The 19,776-nt window shown below is 43.4% G+C and carries 16 protein-coding genes; 7 read left to right on the top strand and 9 right to left on the bottom strand.

Going from position 1 to position 19,776, the window contains the following annotated elements; translation table 11 throughout:
- Nucleotides 1-155 precede the first annotated feature (155 nt).
- Nucleotides 156-1,502 carry a sodium-dependent transporter gene (locus tag L1286_RS02095; RefSeq protein WP_235405276.1) on the top strand — a complete coding sequence of 449 codons (1,347 nt, stop codon included), beginning with the start codon at nucleotides 156-158 and terminating at the stop codon, nucleotides 1,500-1,502.
- Nucleotides 1,503-1,539: 37 nt separating this feature from the next.
- On the opposite strand, the gene L1286_RS02100 is transcribed toward L1286_RS02095, so the two are convergent.
- Nucleotides 1,540-2,007 (bottom strand): GNAT family N-acetyltransferase, encoded by a 468-nt coding sequence (locus L1286_RS02100; RefSeq protein WP_235405277.1) that lies wholly within the window; start codon nucleotides 2,005-2,007, stop codon nucleotides 1,540-1,542.
- A gap of 16 nt (nucleotides 2,008-2,023) precedes the next feature.
- Nucleotides 2,024-2,767, bottom strand: a complete 744-nt coding sequence (locus L1286_RS02105) for a sporulation protein (RefSeq protein ID WP_235405575.1) — start codon at nucleotides 2,765-2,767, stop codon at nucleotides 2,024-2,026.
- 202 nt (nucleotides 2,768-2,969) lie between these two features.
- Here L1286_RS02105 and L1286_RS02110 point away from each other — a divergent pair, with 202 nt between their 5' ends.
- Nucleotides 2,970-4,538, top strand: coding sequence for a cation:proton antiporter family protein (locus tag L1286_RS02110; protein WP_235405278.1), 1,569 nt, complete (start codon nucleotides 2,970-2,972; stop codon nucleotides 4,536-4,538).
- Between the two features lie 291 nt (nucleotides 4,539-4,829).
- Nucleotides 4,830-5,114 (top strand): hypothetical protein, encoded by a 285-nt coding sequence (locus tag L1286_RS02115; protein WP_235405279.1) that lies wholly within the window; start codon nucleotides 4,830-4,832, stop codon nucleotides 5,112-5,114.
- A gap of 64 nt (nucleotides 5,115-5,178) precedes the next feature.
- On the opposite strand, the gene L1286_RS02120 is transcribed toward L1286_RS02115, so the two are convergent.
- The 6 genes from L1286_RS02120 to ilvY all read right to left on the bottom strand — a co-directional run bounded on the left by L1286_RS02120 (nucleotide 5,179) and on the right by ilvY (nucleotide 13,589).
- Nucleotides 5,179-6,165: a sterol desaturase family protein gene (locus L1286_RS02120; RefSeq protein WP_235405280.1), complete on the bottom strand. Its 987-nt coding sequence runs from the start codon at nucleotides 6,163-6,165 to the stop codon at nucleotides 5,179-5,181.
- 81 nt (nucleotides 6,166-6,246) lie between these two features.
- Nucleotides 6,247-8,466, bottom strand: coding sequence for a TonB-dependent receptor family protein (locus tag L1286_RS02125; protein ID WP_235405281.1), 2,220 nt, complete (start codon nucleotides 8,464-8,466; stop codon nucleotides 6,247-6,249).
- Nucleotides 8,459-9,757 carry an imelysin family protein gene (locus L1286_RS02130; RefSeq protein ID WP_235405282.1) on the bottom strand — a complete coding sequence of 433 codons (1,299 nt, stop codon included), beginning with the start codon at nucleotides 9,755-9,757 and terminating at the stop codon, nucleotides 8,459-8,461. The genes L1286_RS02125 and L1286_RS02130 overlap by 8 nt, the downstream gene beginning before the upstream one ends.
- Before the next feature lie 88 nt (nucleotides 9,758-9,845).
- Nucleotides 9,846-11,627, bottom strand: a complete 1,782-nt coding sequence (locus L1286_RS02135) for a DUF4856 domain-containing protein (RefSeq protein WP_235405283.1) — start codon at nucleotides 11,625-11,627, stop codon at nucleotides 9,846-9,848.
- 286 nt (nucleotides 11,628-11,913) lie between these two features.
- Nucleotides 11,914-12,603, bottom strand: coding sequence for a winged helix-turn-helix domain-containing protein (locus tag L1286_RS02140; RefSeq protein WP_235405284.1), 690 nt, complete (start codon nucleotides 12,601-12,603; stop codon nucleotides 11,914-11,916).
- Nucleotides 12,604-12,695: 92 nt separating this feature from the next.
- Complete coding sequence (gene ilvY, locus L1286_RS02145; RefSeq protein ID WP_235405285.1) at nucleotides 12,696-13,589, bottom strand: HTH-type transcriptional activator IlvY; 894 nt, start codon at nucleotides 13,587-13,589, stop codon at nucleotides 12,696-12,698.
- A 132-nt stretch (nucleotides 13,590-13,721) separates the two neighbouring features.
- Between ilvY and ilvC the strand changes: the two genes are divergently transcribed.
- The 4 genes from ilvC (at nucleotide 13,722) to L1286_RS02165 (ending at nucleotide 19,429) form a co-directional block, all read left to right on the top strand.
- Entirely contained in the window at nucleotides 13,722-15,194 is a 1,473-nt protein-coding gene (gene ilvC, locus L1286_RS02150; RefSeq protein ID WP_235405286.1) for a ketol-acid reductoisomerase, read from the top strand.
- A gap of 160 nt (nucleotides 15,195-15,354) precedes the next feature.
- Nucleotides 15,355-17,259 (top strand): methyl-accepting chemotaxis protein, encoded by a 1,905-nt coding sequence (locus L1286_RS02155; RefSeq protein ID WP_235405287.1) that lies wholly within the window; start codon nucleotides 15,355-15,357, stop codon nucleotides 17,257-17,259.
- A 105-nt stretch (nucleotides 17,260-17,364) separates the two neighbouring features.
- Nucleotides 17,365-18,549, top strand: coding sequence for a tetratricopeptide repeat protein (locus L1286_RS02160; protein WP_235405288.1), 1,185 nt, complete (start codon nucleotides 17,365-17,367; stop codon nucleotides 18,547-18,549).
- Complete coding sequence (locus L1286_RS02165) at nucleotides 18,530-19,429, top strand: M20/M25/M40 family metallo-hydrolase (protein ID WP_235405289.1); 900 nt, start codon at nucleotides 18,530-18,532, stop codon at nucleotides 19,427-19,429. The genes L1286_RS02160 and L1286_RS02165 overlap by 20 nt, the downstream gene beginning before the upstream one ends.
- On the opposite strand, the gene L1286_RS02170 is transcribed toward L1286_RS02165, so the two are convergent.
- Entirely contained in the window at nucleotides 19,312-19,731 is a 420-nt protein-coding gene (locus L1286_RS02170) for a GIY-YIG nuclease family protein (RefSeq protein WP_328284184.1), read from the bottom strand. The genes L1286_RS02165 and L1286_RS02170 overlap by 118 nt on opposite strands.
- Nucleotides 19,732-19,776 lie beyond the last annotated feature (45 nt).

The following is a 19,776-nucleotide window of genomic DNA, read 5'->3' on the forward strand; positions in this document are numbered from 1 at the left end:
TAAAACAAAAAACCAGATTGCGAACTGGATATTTATAGCTACGCGTCATTTTAAGACAAAATCTTGCGCTAGATCAGTGCAGATAAGGCTTTTTATTTGCTTTCATTTACAGTAGATTGTTGCGGCCGTCTTTAAAAAAAGAGAAATATAAAAACATGAGCAGTATTCGAGGAGAGTTTAGTTCTCGGTTTGGATTTATAATGGCCGCCGCAGGCTCTGCTGTTGGGTTAGGCAATATATGGGGCTTTCCTACACAAACTGCCAGTAATGGTGGCGCAGCGTTTGTGTTGGTGTATTTAGTGCTGGCTTTTTGCTTGGCATATCCTGCATTAATGGCCGAGTTGATCATCGGTCGTCACGGCCAAGCTAATGCCGTCGCTTCATTACAAAAATTGGCAAACAACCAAGTTCAAAAGCGTTTTGCTTTTATCGTGGGCTTTGGTGGGATCGTGTGTGCAGGTTTAATCCTAAGCTTTTACGCCATTGTTGCTGGCTGGATGTTTAGTGCGACCCTCGAACCTATTTCGGTCATCGCTGGTACAGAACAAGCAACCACCTGGTTAAGTGAGCAGTCACTTTCAAGAGATTTACTTTTTACTGCTGCATTTATTATTTTAACGGTCGCCATCATTAGTAAAGGCGTTGAAAATGGCATTGAAAAGTGGTCTAAAAGGCTTATGCCTGCGCTGCTATTTATTCTCTTTGCGCTCATTGCCTATGTACTGACACAAGATGGCGCTATGACAGGCCTTAAAGCCTACCTTGTACCCGACTTCAGCTCTATTTTAAACCCTACTTTGCTCGTTAGTGCGCTCGGACAAGCTTTCTTTTCATTGTCATTGGGCACAAGTGTCATGATCATTTATGGCTCATATATTAGTAAGCAAGAAAACTTGGTGTCTCTTGGGGCCTACGTCACCTTAATAGATGTGTTCATTGCATTCGTTGCGGGGATGTTGATCATTCCAGCTATGTACGTCGCGCAAGCGCAAGGCGTTGAGATTTTCTCAGCATCAGGTGAGCTGCTGTCGGAAGACACTTTGGTATTCCAAGTGTTACCAGCGCTTTTTGAAAGCATGGGTGGTATTGGCATTTATATCGGATTTGCATTCTTTGCCTTGATGAGCATCGCAGCACTTACCAGCTCAATTTCGATGTTAGAAGCCCCTGTATCTTACGTTGTTGAAAAGTTTGCGCTGGCTAGAATACAGGCTACATGGTTGATAGGAATTATCGTAAGTTGTGTGAGTGTCACGATTATCTATCACTTTTCTGCTCTGTTTGGTTTCGTTGTGCAGCTGACAACCCAATTTGCGCAACCATTACTGGGTATGCTTTGCTGTATTTTTGCAGGCTGGATTTGGCATAGAAGTAAACTGCTACAGGCGATTAAAGAAGGTAACGAAACCGTAGAAAATACGTTGTTTTGGAAGATTTGGCCTTGGTATATAAAGTTTGTGTGCCCGCTGGCAATTGGCCTGGTGTTCATCAACTCTTTGTAAAAAAAGCGCTTCAAATGAAGCGCTTTTTTCTTTTAAATTAGCCTAGTTGCTGAAGCTGCATGTCTATGTGCTCAATGCCATCTTCAAGATACACATCCCCCATAGGCTCAAACCCAAGTTTACAATAAAATGGCTGTAAGTAGCTTTGAGCGGCAATGTGTACCTGTGAGTCTGGGTAGTGCTGTTTAACACACGCAAGCGCTGCATGCATCAATGTGTAACCCATACCGGAGCCTCGACTCTCAGGAGTGATTAATACACGCCCTATCGCAACAACGGTATCACTCTTTGGATAGCATCTCGCGTAGGCTTTGAGGCAACCTTGTTCAAGAAACAATATATGTCGCGTATTTAAATCGCGGTCTATGTCGTCAATCTCAGGGTAAGCACATGCTTGCTCTACAACAAATATGTCGACCCGGGCTTTAAACATCATAAAGATTTCATCGTGGCTTAGCTCACGATAGGTTCTTGCTACAGGCTCTAGCACCGGGTTCTTCTCCATTAGAAATCACCACTCATCAAGCAAATAAACGCTCTAGCTGGTCACAAACACGTGACAAGTTAACCTGATCGTGTTCAATCGTTAAATCAATATACCCATCGCTTCTGAATGCACGATCTAACTCAATCAGGACATGAGTTTTATGGGCCTCAGGTACGAAGGATAACTCAACCTCTTGAAGCCCAAACAATGAATGACTACTCGGTCGGTATTCAATTTCTTGATAACAGCCAGATGTTGACTGAAAGCTAGAAGCCCTTAAATAGCCCTTTTCTACATCAGCTTTAACTAATTGAAAGCCTAACTTGTCCATCGCACTCAATACGGCTTTGACCGCTTCATTTGGATATACGTGTAATGCATCTTTATCGGAAGGGTCTAGTGCGAGGTCTATATCAAGGCCCGTTTCGATCCAAACATGACAATGATTATAGGGCGCATTTATTTGTGTAATCGGGGTTTCTGAATGCAAACGTGCTTCGAACGGCACGACCCTTTGTTCTCCAGGTGCAATAGTAAACTCTTCAGGAATACGCCACTTTTCAATTACATGATTTGTGAAATACTCGCCTTCGTCACTTTCAACCTTTACCTTGGTCATTAGTGCAAGCTCTAATCCAGAGATTTCCTGCTCTACATCACCACCCATTACAATAATTTGTGCTTGAAACTTTTGACCTGGGTGTAAGTGCTCAGTTTCCAATACTGTATCGACTTTTGCAGCACCTACTCCAACAGATGCTAAGAGTTTTTTAAACATCATTACTCCTCTCGAGGATGTTCCGTTAAGGCATCTTAAACACATTTGTGGTTGCTTGTCAGTGAAAATATATCGATTTTCATCAAAACACGCTGTTTAAGCCTAATACGCATACAAAGTTTCATACTGTTTTGCCCATAATTTGTTTATAAAACAGATTGATTTGGTAGAATCGTGCTATCTAGCACAACCAGCGTGACTTATGGAACTACTTTATTTTGCAATCGCTTTCGCTTGTGGGTTTTCGGTTTACCAACTCAAGCTACCCCCGTTAATCGGATTCCTAATGGCAGGCTTCATTCTCAATCTTATGGGCCAGCAAACCACCCCTTTACTCTCTCAATTAGCTGATTTGGGTGTCACCATCTTATTGTTTAGTATTGGCTTAAAACTCAGAGTCAAAAACTTAGTGAAACCACAAGTGTGGGCACCTGCAACATTGCATATTATTTTAAGTAGCGCCTTCTTTGCTTCATTATTACTGCTGTTAGGCTTGATGCAGCTTCCCTTGTTCGATCAACTCGATCTACAAAGTGCATTACTGGTAGGGTTTGCTTTCAGTTTTTCGAGCACTGTTTTCGCTGTAAAGGTGCTTGAAGAACGAGGTGAGATGGCCAGCTTACACGGTAAAATCGCCATTGGTATCTTGGTCATGCAAGATATTTTTGCCGTCGTGTTCTTAGCCGTCAGTACCGGTAAAGTGCCAAATATTTGGGCACTGGCACTTATTGCTGGCTTGTTTGTCTTCCGTTCAGTGATGTTCTGGGTATTAAGCCGCTCCAAACATGGTGAGCTGCTACCTTTGTTTGGATTCTTCTTTGCACTTGTTGTGGGTTACCACGCCTTCGAATTTGCGGGGCTAAAAGGCGACCTTGGTGCGCTCATTATTGGTATGCTATTTGCGCCACATAAAAAGGCCAGCGAATTATCTAAATCATTGTTAAATTTAAAGAACGTGCTTCTGGTTGGCTTTTTCCTCAACATTGGTCTCAATGCCAGCATTTCAACTCATGCACTTCTTATTGGCTTATTATTGGTGCTCGTCCTGCCAGTTAAAGTTATGCTCTATTATGTGCTGACTAATCGCTTCAGATTGCGAGCTCGTACGTCACTACTGAGTGCCTTTACACTCTCCAACTACAGCGAGTTTGGGCTTATTGTCTGTGCCGTGGCAGCCAGCAGCGGTCTTATCGCGCCAGATTGGTTGGCCGTCGTCGCGATTGCGGTCTCTTTTACCTTCATCCTCGCGTCTCCACTAAACAAACGATCAAATGAGCTATATGTAAAATTTGAACATATTTTACTGCGCTTTGAGAGCCCACACCGTTTAGAAGAAGAGCTCCCTGTTAACTTAACCGATACGCGCATCGTTATTTTCGGCATGGGTCGCATAGGCACCGGCGCCTATGAAACAATTCAAAGCTCTCACCCTGGCTCTGTAGCAGGGATCGATATCAAACCAGAAGTGGTAGACAAACATATTCAGCGCGGCAGACGCGTGCTGTTGGCCGATGCCACAGACCCTGACTTTTGGCAACGCGTGAATCATTCAAGTGTCGAAATGGTCATGCTTGCCATGCCAAAACATATGCAAAATATCTATGCCTTGGAACAGCTGCAAGCTTCGGGTTATAAGGGGCAAGTCACTGCTATCGCAAATTATCCAGACCAACAAAAAGAATTGGAAGATATGGGGGTTCACTCAACTTATAACTTCTATTTGGAAGCGGGTAGCGGCTTTGCAGAGCACGTAAAAGAAAAATTATTCTAATTTTATTCTTCAAGTTCTCAGAACCTTAAAAGGGTACTGAGAACTATTTTTATTTTCCTGTCATATACTTACATCTAGACGTCTAAAATCACTCCCTATTTTCAAGCATTTTTTGTAATAGTGCGATTTACAAAACTTTACATCGAAGTTAGTAATTCGACCGCGAAAAAGAGTACACTGGCTACGTCATTTAGAGAGCGTGTCTCTAATTTTTGTACTTAAATCTTATACTTAGTATATGGTTTTAGGAACAAACAAAAAATTCTATTTAGATAGTTAATGAGGGTTTGCATGAGCAAAAATAAGTTAAATTCGTACTTTCCAGCAGCTGTTGACGATGTCAATGCAGCCCCGTTTTCCGACATTCAAAAACGCTTGGATGACATTCAGGACTCAGGAATGACAGCGCTAGCCATTAGAAATATTTTATTTCATAAGATGCTCGATTTACACGCCGTGCCGCAAGACCATTTTTTACGAAATGAGTCTACCCCTGACAGACTGGATGACCCAAGTTTAATAAACAAATTAAACGAGTTAGGTTTTCATCGCACAGCACGACGTGTCATGCACTAACCGTAGAAACGATTTCTGAGGAGCCTACTCTCCTCTAACCAGGCTGGCAATGCCCGTCGCCAGCCTATCTTCCCTTTTCATCTCGCATCTTCTTGCGCACCGTAAACGTCGGTCTACACGCCTTTAAGCAGGCCACAACAGGTTTAATATAAATGGCCAATAGAGAGTCATGTCCGGCATCGTATTTACCAACCCCGATTGAAATGTTTTTCGCTTCGGAAGCCCTGACTAAGCTGCCGCCTAAACGGTCCCATATTGCGAGCGCAGATCCGATATTGGTATCAAAATGTTTTGGGTTATCGCTGTGGTGTATCTGATGTTGAGCCGGGCTAATAAACCAACCTTCTAGCTTATCCCCCCAACTGAACCAAATATGTGAATGGCGTAGGTTAGACCCACAGATATTAAACACAAATACAAACAGATTCGCGCCTAAAATATCAAACATACTCAGTGCCGCGCCAAAAAAGAAGTAGCCAAGCCCGACAACAATGCCTTGTGTGAGTGCCATCCGACAAGCATAAAAATAGCTTTCTATCGGGTGTGAACGATAGATGGTGAATGGCGTCAGCACTTTTGCGGAGTGATGAACTTTGTGGATTTCCCATAAACAAGGGACTTTATGTAATGCTAGATGTAAAAGATAGCGGGTTAAATCGTCAATCAAAAACAGCATCAACGTAAACAACCCAACCACAACAAACGGTGGCCACTGAAGATGCAACGAAGGACCAAACAGGGCTTCCATAAAGTCTGAAATGGCAATCGCTACAGGCACCATGGTCAATACAATGGGCGCAAAACTCAGTGCTTTAATAATCCGATTAATAATAAACAAGCAGTAATCCTGCTTAGCACTCTCATGAAGCCACACTGACTTGGGGAAAAGGAAATGCCAAAAGCCTTTAAATGACCTAGCTTGAGTTGTTGCACAATACACAAACGCAGCCATCACACCAGCGGAGGCTAGGTATAACCAAAAGATACGCTTGTTCGCGTCTACAAGATAACCAGGCAAGGTACTAAGACTTTGCCAAATCGTTTCAAACATCTAACGTAAAAGCTCCGTGAGTTTTCAAAAAAGGCCACAAATGTGGCCTCATACAACAAATTCGTTAGATTAAGTGTTCAGTTAAAACTGATACTTATAACCTACCGTAAACTGTCTTGGCTTACCCGGGCGAGCACCATAAGGTCTACGACTGACAATCTTATCTTCATCTAACAAGTTATCAACCTTTAGGTACACTTGTCCGTACTTGTCAAAGTCGTAACTGGCCGAGAAATCAACTGTCGTCGATGAAGGGACTTCTTGACCTTCTAAGTACAAAGTGAACTCATCGGTCCCCACATTCCAGCTTGTGCCTGACGCTTCTTCCATAGCGCTAACGTATTTAACCGCTAATGAAGTACGCCAGTTGTCTGAGCTCAAACCAATATTGAAGCTAACTTGATGGTCAGGTAAATACGGCAGAGGATCACCGCTTTGTACCTTGCCCCACTGAGCAAATTTCGTGTAGCGCTCGTTCTTGAACTCGCCTTTAGTGTAGGTGTACACAAAGCCATAAGGTATGTCTAATTGCAAATTGAGAGGATAACGTTGACTAAATTGCGCTTCTAGACCATAGACGTGCGCCGCGCCACCGTTAAACTCAGCATCTTGTTGGTTGATATCACCACAATTTGACTGACCGCAACTCTCTTTCAGATTACTATAATCATTAAAGAAGCTGACAACTTCAAACTGCGTTACCCCATCGTTGTAACGGCCACCAAACTCATAGTTGGTACTTTTCTCAATTTCTATTTCAGCTGGTTGCGCTGGCGATGCAGGAGAAAACCCGCGATGTACGCCAAACAAGATACCGGCATCTTCACTCAACTGATAAAAACCACTCACCCCAGGCAACCAAATTCGTGTGGTTTTGTCTTGCCATTTATTTGGGTTGTTGTTGTCATGGTAATGCATGTCCATTAACTCACCACGCACACCCACCCCAATTGTCAATGCGTCAAACTTAATTTGGTCTTCAACATATACTGACAAAGCTTGAGTATTCTCAACATTAAGCGTCGTAAAGCGCTTGCTGCCTTCAACGAGAGAAGATACACCAGACTTCATATTATAGCTTTCTTCGAAGTGCTTTCGCTCAATTTCATCTTCATGGAAGCGAACACCAAAAGAGATGTCATGCTCTAAATCAAACAGGTTAAGCGTCACATCACCATCGAATTGAATACCCTGTGAGTAATATTCACGGTCATTGGTACCCATTGTCAAAAAGTCCGTCGCACCAGGGACAATGGAATCCTGTTCGCCTTTTAAAATTTCATACAGACGCTGATTATTGTCTGATTCCAGATTGTACAAGACTTCTTGTGGCGACTTCCCAGAAATGCTATTCAGCTTTAACCATGCGCGTTCATAATCATTACGGTAAATACGCGTAGTTAAATTTAAATTTTCGCCAGATACATTATGTGTGAACATAATCTGCTGATGTTTGGTATCCATTTTCGCAGGGGCTGTTGCTGCATAACGACGATATGGATTTTCAGCAAAATCGGCTTCCGTCAAACCTAGGTAGGTCTCATCCGATATCTCATCTGCATAGCTCAATTTCAAGCCAAATGTATGCTCTAAATTATCTTGCTTTAAGCGATAATTGAACTTGGCAAGAATATCGTTCTTGTCAAACCCCGTGTCTCCGCCACCATCAAGTTCTTTAAAACCATCTGCTTGAACATTCACCGCTTCAAGTAAAAATCCGATGTTGTTAATGACCGAGCCATAATAACCATGCGCTTTTGTGTAACCGTCACCACCAGCTGCAATATCAATTGCGCCCTCTGTGAACTCAGGTACCTGACGTGTCACTAAGTTCAGCGCGCCAGCTATCGTTTGAGGGCCATGCTTAATTGCGGCGGGGCCTTTAAACACTTCAACAGCAGTCATTCGGGTAGTTTGCGGAAAATAGTAAGCGGCAGGTGCCGAGTATGGCGCAGGGCCAATCAACACCCCGTCTTCCATAATCGTAATTTTTTTACTACGCTCGGGGGTTACGCCACGAAAGCCAATATTTGGTCGAAGACCATAACCATCTTCTTCGCGGATATTCACACCAGGCACAGAAGACAACACACGATGAATATCATCGTATTCGTACTCACCTAACTTTTCTTCAGTCAACAGTGTCGCAGAGCCGGCTTCCGTTCTTAATTTGTCGTAATGACTGATGATTTGAATATGCTCGATATCATCCTGGTCATTGTCTTGGGCATAAGCGCTCGGTAGTGCAATCGCAACCGCCAATGCCAATAGTGATTTATTCATACGCGGGTACTTAGTCATTGTCACCTGCCGATGTTTGAGGAAGTTCCAGTGCCAGCTTATTGATAAAGTCATTTTTAAGCTCGTCAGTCACGTTTTTAACTTTGGTATGTACTTCAGTTACTTTTGCAGTCTCATCTGCAATAGCCTGCTGCAGCGAACCATCTATAGCAAGCAGCGCCGCTTCAGCTTCTTCAATGCCAGCTAACATACGCTGTTTCACTTCAGTGCCATCCTCAGCATCAAGGAAGTCGTCAAATCCCAAAGTGTTGTCAGTATTGCTACCCTCTCCGGTAAAGATTTGTTTAAATGCGCGGAGATTAGCAAGTAAATTTTCTTTTGAATGCGCTGAGATATCAGACTCAACATCTTGTGGGCAGCTTTCAAAGCCACAACTGTTTACAAATAGCCCAAGTGGCGTGCCAAGTTTCTTGTCCTTCAGCTCTTCAGTCATATAGAAAAGGGCTTTAGAGATCTCGTTCAAGGCCAAATGAGGGGTGTCAAATGAAGAACCCGGCTCACCCGCATTTAATAGCTGATTAGCAAAGCCACTGTCACCTTGCCAGCGAGATAAAATTTCTGCGCTGTTATCTACGATGTCAGCAGATACCGTGTGCGCAAATTCACATCTGGCCACCTTTCGCTCATTGATAGTGCGTCCATTCCAAGGCGCTAATGCATCGTTCTCAAAGGTACAGTTGTGATCATAATTGGTATTGAACAAGGCATGTTCGATTGCAATTAATCCTTTGCGGTCTGACGTGCGTGTTTTAATGTCATAAGGAAGGCTTGCGTTGCCATTAATAATACCTGCTTCATGATACACCACATCTAGGTCAATGCTGCAAAGTGCGCCACCAGCTGGCCACGAGTAAATATTACCCTTTAATTCTTTGCCATTTGTCAGAAGTGGACCAACCTGCATTAACTCAACATACTGCCAACTACTCATCGCTGCACGCCAACTGTCTTTTGCTTGCTCATGGAGGCTATCTGTGTTGTCTGCTTGTGCTTTGGCTGCACTGCAGTATTCGCCAATTTGAGCTTGTTGGGCTTGAGCATAACTATGGAATTGCGTTAAAGCTGGACTCAATACATTGTTCACTAAATTGGCGACCAAGGCAGCTTCATCAAATGTGGTTGGCTCAGTGGGTGTTGTTGGATCGGTTGGGTTAGTCGGGTTCGTTGGGTTCGTTGAACCATCATTGTTCACAAACTCTGAACCGGTTGTACTAGAACTACTTTCACCACAGCCGCTCAAAAGCAATGACACTGCAACAGCAACTGCGCTCAAAGGTTTTAACACTCTCATTGCGATTCTCTTTTTTTGATACCTATAAATACAGCAAAAGGTTAGCCGCTCTAGCGACTAACCTTTTCATAAATGTAAAGTGAGTTGATTACCACTTTTCAACATTTTCAGCATCGAAGCTATATGCTTCAGCAATAATTGCACGTGCTTTTTCAAGGTCTGCAATATACGCATCGATCTTGTCAGCTTCAAGCACTGGCGCGTCACCCATTAGAGTATGGATTTCAGCGAATTTTTCAGCACTTACCGGTGAGAATGGGTTGAATTGGAAGTTCAATGCAAAGCCTTTCATTTCACCCCAGTACTTCGCAACTTTCTCAAATTTACTTGCATCAAATTCACCTGACTTAATTTGAGTCAAGTTGCCATCTTCTTTAGCAATTGTGTAGTTGATGTAGTGGATAACAGTCGCTGCGATTGATTTTTCCCAGTTTAGGATTGCCTGATCACGGTACATTTCAAGCGCTTTTTTGTCGTCTTCGCTCCAATCAGCCACGTTTTTAGAGAAGTTTGCGTTGATCAGCGCACGACCTTTAATGAACGCAGTTTGTGCTGAACCAGAGAAGTCCGTCGGGTTTGCGTTGCCAGCAGTTCCCTTGTCACGCTTAGATGCGTTGGTTGAGTTACCAAAGTTGTACTCTGTAAGCAGGTTGATTTTACCGTCTGAGTCCGCATCGTGATATGCAGAGCTTGAGATTTGCTCGTCACTGAACTCTAGGTAGTGTGTCGCTGCGCCGAAGTAACCATAGCCTTCGTCAAACTTGTGCTCAAGTTCTGTGTACGTCTTGCCTTCAGCTAGCACTGTATTGTCAGCAGACTTATCACCAATTGTTAGCTCGTCTAAGTAGTCGTCCGCACCTTGAGACAGTGCAACGGCACCGTTTAGGTGTTTTTGAATAAGTTGAACTAAGTCTAGGCCTTCAGGTGTTACATATAAGCTGTTAAGCGTGACCGTCGTTCCGTTGTGTGTAAACGTATTAGTTTCACCATTTTCAAACTTAGTGATTTGCGCTTCAACAAGGTCTAGGTAATACAATACCAAACCTTCTGGTGTTGATGGGTGACCACCGAATTCAGACCAACCAACTAGTGAACCGTTTTCTTCCCACGCCTTATTCATGTAAGTCGTGTCACGACCAGCTATCTTACCGCCTTCACCAGCAACTTTCTTAAGGCTAGAGATCTGACCTAAAGTGGTTTGTTCAGCATCCACACCCGATAAGAAAGTCAGTGCGTTATCTTGGCGAGATTCGTCAGCTGGCATCAAAATACCACGTACATCCGCTAAGATTTTTCTTAATTCTACAACATCGTTAATGCCTTCAGGACCCGTTTTCAAGGTGCCTAGTAGCTTTTTCGCTTCAGAGATAGCCGCTTGACGAGAAACCTGACCAGAATATGACACTGAAGATACACCATTATGGCCAAATTCATAGGTGTTCACACCTGCTGTTGCTGCCATATCAGTAATCGTAATTACGATTTCTTGCTCAGTCTTTTCACCTGCGCTGTCTTGTGCAGAAACAGTCAGCGTTACTTTCTGCTCAGCTTCTTGTTCAAAGTTGAGTGCATTTGCTGCCTTAAGTTTAAGCTGTCCTTCAACAATTTCAAAGCGTCCATCGCTTACAGTATAAGTTAGTGCATTTAGTGCGTCTGAGTCATCCGCAAATGTTACACCAGCTACCGCTTCACCTAACTTGTCTTCTTCAACTGCTACAGTGCCTAGCGTAATTGTTGGTGCTTTATTCGCTGGCGGAGTTGGAGTTGTAGGCGTTGTTGGGTTGTCATTGCTACTCGAGCCACCACACCCAGTTAAACCCATTGTTGCAGCTAAAACTGCAGTTGCAAGCAGAGACTTTCTTAATGCCATTGGACGTCTTCCTATGAAAATTATTTGTATTTGCATTTTCTTAACGGGACAAAGTATACACAGACCTAAATAGCAATCAATATTATTTGCGTTGTTAAAAGTATGCGAATAGAAAGGTGGAGTTAAGATTAAATATAGAAGAGAAAATGAGAGTCACTAGCATTAATAAATAAAAAATTGTAACTACATGTTTTAAAATGAAAATTAAAAATCATTTTCAGGAAAGTCTGCGATATCAAGTTTTTTCAAGTAGATGATGATTGATTTATAGTTCGAAAAATTCGAACTATAAATTTTTTTCCCAAGCCTCTTTAACAAACAGATATCCTTGTCGCCACACCGTTTTTATCTTTTGGGGACTATTTGCATTGTCTCCAAGTTTCTTCCTGAGGCAGGATATGCGCACATCGATAGTACGGCTATTCGCTTGATAGTGCTGGCCAATGATTTTTTGATAAATTTCTTCTCGGCTTACCACTTTTGGAGCTCGCGATGCCAATAACCAAATTAGATCAAACTCGTGGGTTGTCAAGCTAACTAATTTATCATCCAGTAAAACTGTGCGTTCATCTCCTTTAATGGTTAACTGTCCAAAGCTCAGTTCACTGTGTGCAGACTTGGCACTGCCCACATTAACGCGTTGAATTTTACGGTTGACTGCGTCTAAACGTGCTCGCCATAGCCTCGGCTTCGCATTGGTTGCAATCACATCGTCTGCGCCCAGCTCTAGCAACAAGCTTTGTATATCATCATTATTATCATCCACCGACACCAACACCGGTGCCTGAAAATAAGATTTCAATGTATTGATAGTGTCAAATCTTGCACTCGTTGCAATTGCCTGATCAATCACAATACTGCTTACATTTCCTTGACTGCTTTGATGATTTACATGCTCCAAGTTTTCTAACAGCATAGTTTGAACATCAAAGCCCTGGCCTTGCAGTGCGGCTAATGGGGCCGCCAAACTATTCATTTTACTTTCCGCGATGAGAACCGTATGCACTACTAAACCTCGCATTTGATTTATATTTTTGCGAGTCTACAGCCGTTAACTGAACTTCAGCTTTACGAATTAAATATTCCTTTTGCTACCGAAAATAATTTATTAATTACCGGATCTTGGAGCCTTTTCTTCTTTGCCACCAAACCTATATCAATTTCTTCAGACTGTAAGTTGAGTTGCTGCACTTGATTCTTAAATGGGCTTTGCGCCAATACTATTTCAGGTACATAAGCCACACCGAACCCCAAACTTGTCAAAGCGACCATCGCCTCATGGCCAGAAACATGCGCGTACACCTGTGGTTGAATCGACATCCGTTTGAAAAAGCGGTCGATTCGCTCCTTTAATACCCCTTGCTCCGGCACAATATATGGAAGCTGCGCCCAGGGTAAAGCGCCTTCACCACATTGTGCTAATACATCAGTCAGGGGACATTGCATGGTCGGTGCGATAAATACTAAACGCGATCGTCCAATTGACTGATACTCGATCCCCTGTGCTAGATTAGCGGGTTTAACGGCTACTGCCACATCTGTCAAATCGCTTTGCACCTGAGATATTGAATGTGCAGGATCGCCTGTCATTAAATTTAATTCAACGTGCGGGAAGTCCTTTCGATAACGTGCAAACAAATCATAGATAAAGCTATAGGACGCCGTCACGGAGCAATACAAACTGAGTTCACCCGTTAAGGGTTGCGACTCATCTTGACATTCACTTTTAAACTGCCGCCAACTGGCTAGCGTTGCTTGGGCATAATGCACAAATGCTTTTCCTTGTGGCGTCAAAGAAACACTGCGATTGTCACGGATGAATAAAGCAGTGCCAACCTCGCTTTCGAGCTGCTTAATTTGACGACTTAATGTAGGCGGACTGATATAGCAGCGCTCACTGGCGCGTGAAAAGTGCAGCGTGTCTGCCAATGCTAAGAAGTAGTTAAGTTGTTTGTGATCCATCTTCAATGCCAGTGTATTTCATAATATGAAATACAATAATTTAAATATATCATTTTACGCAACCAATATATGCCCCTATCTTAGTTCTATATCGAAAAACAGAGTAACATTAAGAATCAAGCAGGATCTGACATGGCGAATTATTTCAATTCTTTATCATTGCGAGAGCAACTCGCACAACTGGCACAATGCGAATTTATGGACCCTTCTGAGTTTAGTGAGGGTGTCGATGTCTTACTCGGCAAAAAGCTGGTCATTGTTGGCTGTGGCGCACAAGGCTTAAACCAAGGTCTGAACTTAAGAGACTCCGGCCTGGACGTGTCATATGCACTGAGACAATCTGCTATTGATGAGAAAAGACAATCATACTTAAACGCCAGTGACAATGGGTTTATCGTAGGCACTTATGAAGAATTAATCCCAGCTGCCGATCTTGTACTAAACCTAACGCCTGACAAACAACACAGCGCGGTTGTAAATGCAGTGATGCCACTAATGAAACAAGGCGCGACACTCGCCTATTCGCACGGATTCAACATCGTTGAAGAAGGCATGCAAGTACGTGACGATATCACCGTCATAATGGTTGCACCTAAATGCCCAGGCACGGAGGTTAGAGAGGAATACAAACGCGGCTTTGGTGTTCCAACATTGATTGCTGTACACCCAGAAAACGACCCGCAAGGAAAAGGACTTGCTCAAGCAAAAGCATACGCTGCGGGCACAGGTGGCCACCGCGCTGGCGTTCTTAACTCTTCATTTATTGCAGAGGTTAAGTCCGACCTGATGGGCGAACAAACGATTTTATGTGGCATGCTACAGACAGGCTCTTTGCTGTGCTTCGACAAAATGGTTGAACAAGGTATTGCGCCAGATTACGCGTCCAAGTTGATTCAATACGGCTGGGAAGTTATTACCGAAGCGCTTAAGCATGGCGGGATCACGAATATGATGGACCGACTTTCAAATCCGGCAAAAGTCAAAGCATTTGAATTAAGTGAAGAACTTAAACGCTTGATGACGCCCCTATACAACAAACATATGGACGACATTATCAGCGGAGAGTTTTCTACTGGTATGATGGCCGATTGGGCTGAAGGAGATGCTAAGTTGCTGGCTTGGCGTGCAGAAACGGCTGAAACAGCTTTTGAGAAGCAGACCAATACCGAGCAGCATATCTCTGAACAAACGTTTTTTGACAAAGGCATTCTGATGGTCGCAATGGTTAAAGCGGGCGTAGAACTGGCTTTCGAAACAATGACGGCGGCGGGCATTATTGATGAGTCAGCATACTATGAGTCGTTGCACGAAACTCCTTTGATTGCGAATACCATCGCACGTAAGAAGCTATTTGAAATGAATCGTACAATCTCAGACACAGCTGAATATGGTTGTTACTTGTACAACCATGCATGTTTACCTCTATTGAAACCATTTATGGAACAAATTCAGAGTGATGTGATTGGCGCCGGCCTAAGTGGTGATGACAATTACGTTGATAACCAACAGCTGATTGCAGTAAATGATGCGATACGCACCCATCCTGTAGAAATCATCGGCAAAACGCTACGTGGCCATATGTCTGCCATGAAACGTATTGTGTAAAGTAAAGTTCGCTTGTTAGAACCAAGGCCCATTAGTGCAAACTATGGGCTTTTTTAATGCTTTTTCATTATGTTTTAAGGCAATTACGATAAAAGTATATGTGTTAATTATTGACCATGCTAAAATTATCGCCACACGGTAATAAGTACTAGTAGGCTAAATGAGTAACACAGGTTTAACAATCACGCAGAAAATCACCATTTTAGGCAGTGCAACAGCTATTCTTGTCGCCAGTTTGATAGGATTTATCTCGGTTTACCAATCAAAGGCCATGGTCGAGACGAGAATGCTTGGTTCTGAACTACCCAGTAAAGTTGAAAGCATCACTAAGTCCCTCGAGCAAGAGATAGTCGTCTTAAAAAATGCCGCCAAACAACTTTCAAGTAATCGATTTATCATTGATGCCGCGAAAAGCGGTCAACTGGACGAAAAATTATTACTTGAAGAATTGAACAGATTACAACGCCAATATGGGTTAGCAACCGCTTCTTGGGCCAACAGAGAAGATTATAAATATTGGAATCAAAATGGATTTTTGCGCGTTCTAAACCAACAGCAAGATGGCTGGTTTTTTGCCTTTAAAAGCAGTAATCAACCCTATTCAATCAGTATTTTCCAGGAAGCTCCTGGTGACGTTAAAATGTTTGTAAACCATCAGCAAACGAATGGGATAGGACTCGCCGGGCTCGCCAAAAGCATTGACGACATGCAAAGAAAACTGGCTAACATGCGTATTGAAAAGAGCGGATTTGTGTTTGTGGTGAATAATCAAGGCACTGTCCAATTGCACCCTGATGCTAGCCTGGTTGCTAAATCAACATTGAGCCAATTCTACAGTGATAACGCAGCTTCTCAGCTTTTAAGCGGTTCACAACTGAACATCCTTCAGTTAGAAACCCAAGGTGAGCCTGTATTGGTTGCAGCCAATCGGATCCCGCAAACGGATTTATATGTCATTGCGCAAGTGCCTCAAAGTGAGGTTTTCTCGCAAGTAAATGACTTACAATGGCAAATCGTCACGTTTGCATTATTCATTGCCCTCATTGCAAGTATTATCAGTGTCCTACTTGCGCGTACACTAAGCGCGCCTCTGTTAAAAATGGCGGATGTGTTTAAGCAGCTAGGCAGTGGTGATGCTAACTTAAGCTATCGCGTCCCAAACTCAGAACAGCCTGAATTGGCAGCGCTTGGGGACGGATTTAACCAGTTTATCGGCAAAATAGAGTCTGCTATCACAAACGTAGCAAGTGAGAGTCGTGATATCCGTTCAGCCAGTGAGCAAGTGTTCGCGCAGTCACAACGTAACTCGCAATGTTTAGACGAGCAGAAAAATCAGACGATCTCTGTTGCAGCCGCCATCAACGAAATGGCAGCCACCGTGCAAGAAATCGCGGGAAGTGCGAACAATACCGCTAAGTTAACGCTGGCCAGCAAAGAGAGCTCAGAAGAAAGTCATGATTGCGTTCAAACCAGCCAAGAAACCCTACAAGAGCTGGCGACAGATATTCAAAACATGGCAACACAGGTCGCCACGTTAGCAAGCAAAACTCAATCTATTGCGAATATCTTGGACGTGATACGCGCGATATCTGAACAAACCAACCTGCTTGCGCTCAACGCGGCGATTGAATCAGCTCGCGCAGGGGAGCACGGCCGTGGGTTTGCAGTGGTTGCGGATGAAGTCAGAGCGTTGGCGAGTAGAACATCACAATCCACTGATGAAATTCAAGCGACGATCACTGAACTTACCGCAGCTTCCGACTCAATTGTTGAACAAATTGCACTGTCGTCTAAACAAGCAGAGCAAAGTGTTAGCCAAATGCAAACCTCTGTTGAGCTCATGGACAGAATCACAGAAACAGCCAATCAGATAAATGATATGACCACGCTGATTGCGACCGCAACTGAAGAGCAAAGCAATGTCGTCGTCGACGTGGGTCGCAGTATCGAGCAGATCAGCGTGATCAGTGATGAAGTGATGAATGAGCAGCTCAATACAGAACAAGCGATTCAGCAACTTGCTGATTCTGCGAAAGCTTTGGACAAATTAGTGGCGACTTTTTAGGTCGCCACTGCACAATTAGTCAGCAACGCTTTGTAACAATTTTTTCTTTATTTACTCCCAGCATTCGCTACGCTAGTAATAGATAAGCAGTTGGGAGTAATTTAAATGAAGTTAAGTTATCAAAGTGTGTATTATGCTTTTACACTGCTCGTATTCAGCCTTGTTTTATCAGGCTGCCAAACTACGAGCGCCCCGCCAGCCAATATGTCCCTACTCGATAACGCCCCATTCAACACGTTGCCTGTAGAAACCCAAACAGAAATTTTTTCCCTAGACGACAGCATCATAGCCACGCTCAACAACACCTTTAAACGCCATGAACAGCCCGAGCTTAGACGCGCTGAAGTCATCCTACAATTCTTACTGGATAACGGTGATGACACACTGTCTTACATGAGTGATGCCAACCTCACAGCGACGCAGGCTTATCATAATTTGAATGCCAATTGCTTATCATTGTCCATTCTGGCCTATAGCCTCTCCGATTACTTAAATCTAAAAGGGCAATTTCAAAGAGTACATGTTCCGGAGTATTGGGCTAATAGTCGTGGTTATAACTTCCTCAGTGGCCACATTAATTTAAAAGTGTATGAAGACAGAGCAAAATTCATAGGCAAAGATGTACTCCATACTTCGCCCAAGACGCTGACGATTGATTTTGACCCAAATAGTCGACAACAGGCATTTAGAACGACTGAAATCACCAAGGATCGTGTCACAGCAATGTTTTACAATAATAAAGGCGCGATACACATGGTTGAGGGACGACAAGACCTTGCATTTAGTTACTTTAAAGCTGCCATAGACATAGACTCGCAATATTCCAGTGCGTGGGCGAATCTCGCGATCCTATACCGTATTGCAAATAAACTCACTACCGCCGAAGATATGTACAATCAGGCACTTGCACTCAACCCAGACAACAACACTGCAAAAGGCAACTTGGCGGTGCTGTATGACCTGACACAACGCTCGGATCAAGCCGAGCAGATCAGAACGCAGCTATACCAACTCAGACGAAAAAACCCTTATTATGTGATTACCTTAGGACATGACGCACTTGAACAAGGTAACGCCCTCAAAGCCATTCATTATTATCGTGAAGCCTTAAAGCTGGATAAACGCTTACATGAAGGACACTTTGCACTTGCTAAAGCATACTACTCGCTAGGAAAGCTTGAGCAAACTAAGCGACATCTGCAAAGAGCATTGGCGCTTTCAAAATTTAAACATAATCAAATTCAATATAGAGGGAAGCTGGAGTGGTTAGATGCCGTGGCTAAAAACTAGTACGCTGATACTACTTTTCACCGCTCTATGTGCTGAGGCTTCAACACTCACCCGAGATATGATCATTTTGACGAGCATTGAGTTTGAAGGGCGTCCTTCGGGCGCCCCCACCCCTCATCGCAGTGCACATTACATCTACAAGCAATTTGAGAAGGAGGGGTTAGCAGTCGAGATCCATTCTTTTCAATTTAAACAAGGCTTTTTCGGTACTGGCACAGGGCATAATGTCGTGGCCACCCAATCGTGTAACGTTGCACAGTGCCGCCCTGCTCTAGTTATCACAGCCCACTATGATCACTTAGGTCGCAAAGGAAATAAGCACTACCCTGGTGCAAACGATAACGCGACTGGTGTGGCTGTGATGATGGACATAGCCAGACAATTAAAAGGCGCACAACTCGAGCGAGATATCATATATCTCGCTACCGATGCCGAAGAGAGAGGCCTTCATGGCGCAAAGCATTTTGTCTCGCAACTGGGCGAACAATCGGTATTCTTAAACATCAATCTGGATATGCTAGACATTCAAAAACGCAATACACTTTATGCCCTCGCATCTTTTGATATGAAGTCAAAAAAGGGCGCCATTGTACGTCATTTTGAGCGTTATGAAGTGGCACTTAGTATGTTCTTCTCTTCAAAAAGAATGGCTCGGAGACTAAATGAGCCGCAAATTGATTGGCTACGTGCCAGCGATCATTATCCTTTCTATCGAGCCAAAATTCCTTTTATTTACTTTGGCTCAGGGGTCGATGATAACCATCACACAATTGATGATTCATTGGCAGAAATTAACTTCGAAAAGCTCACATTAGTGTCAAAATCAATGACCGGCTTAGTGCGTTCGCTCACAGCCGCAAGCGACGTTGTCACCAATTGAACCTTTTGTCTTTTATTCAACTTCTTGACTTGCCACTCTAATTTAGCTGCTTGCACTTTACTGAGCCCAGACAGCGCAATGATCAATTTTAAAGGACCTTTTCCTCGTAGACTTTTCGCTCCTTTTCCACTGTTGTGCTGAGCAATGCGACGGTCCAAATCGTTGGTGATCCCCGTATACCAATGACCCATGGTATTTTCTACGATGTAAAGCAGCCAAGTAGTATCGGGATTTTTTTTGTCATTCAACTTATATTTTCTCGCTATTAGAAACTTTTTGTAAATTACGCGGTCGAAATGCACAATCTACTTTACCTTCTTTATGCAATCTGTATCATTCGTAATAAC

This window comes from Pseudoalteromonas sp. SMS1 (assembly GCF_021530565.1).
Lineage (GTDB): Bacteria > Pseudomonadota > Gammaproteobacteria > Enterobacterales > Alteromonadaceae > Pseudoalteromonas.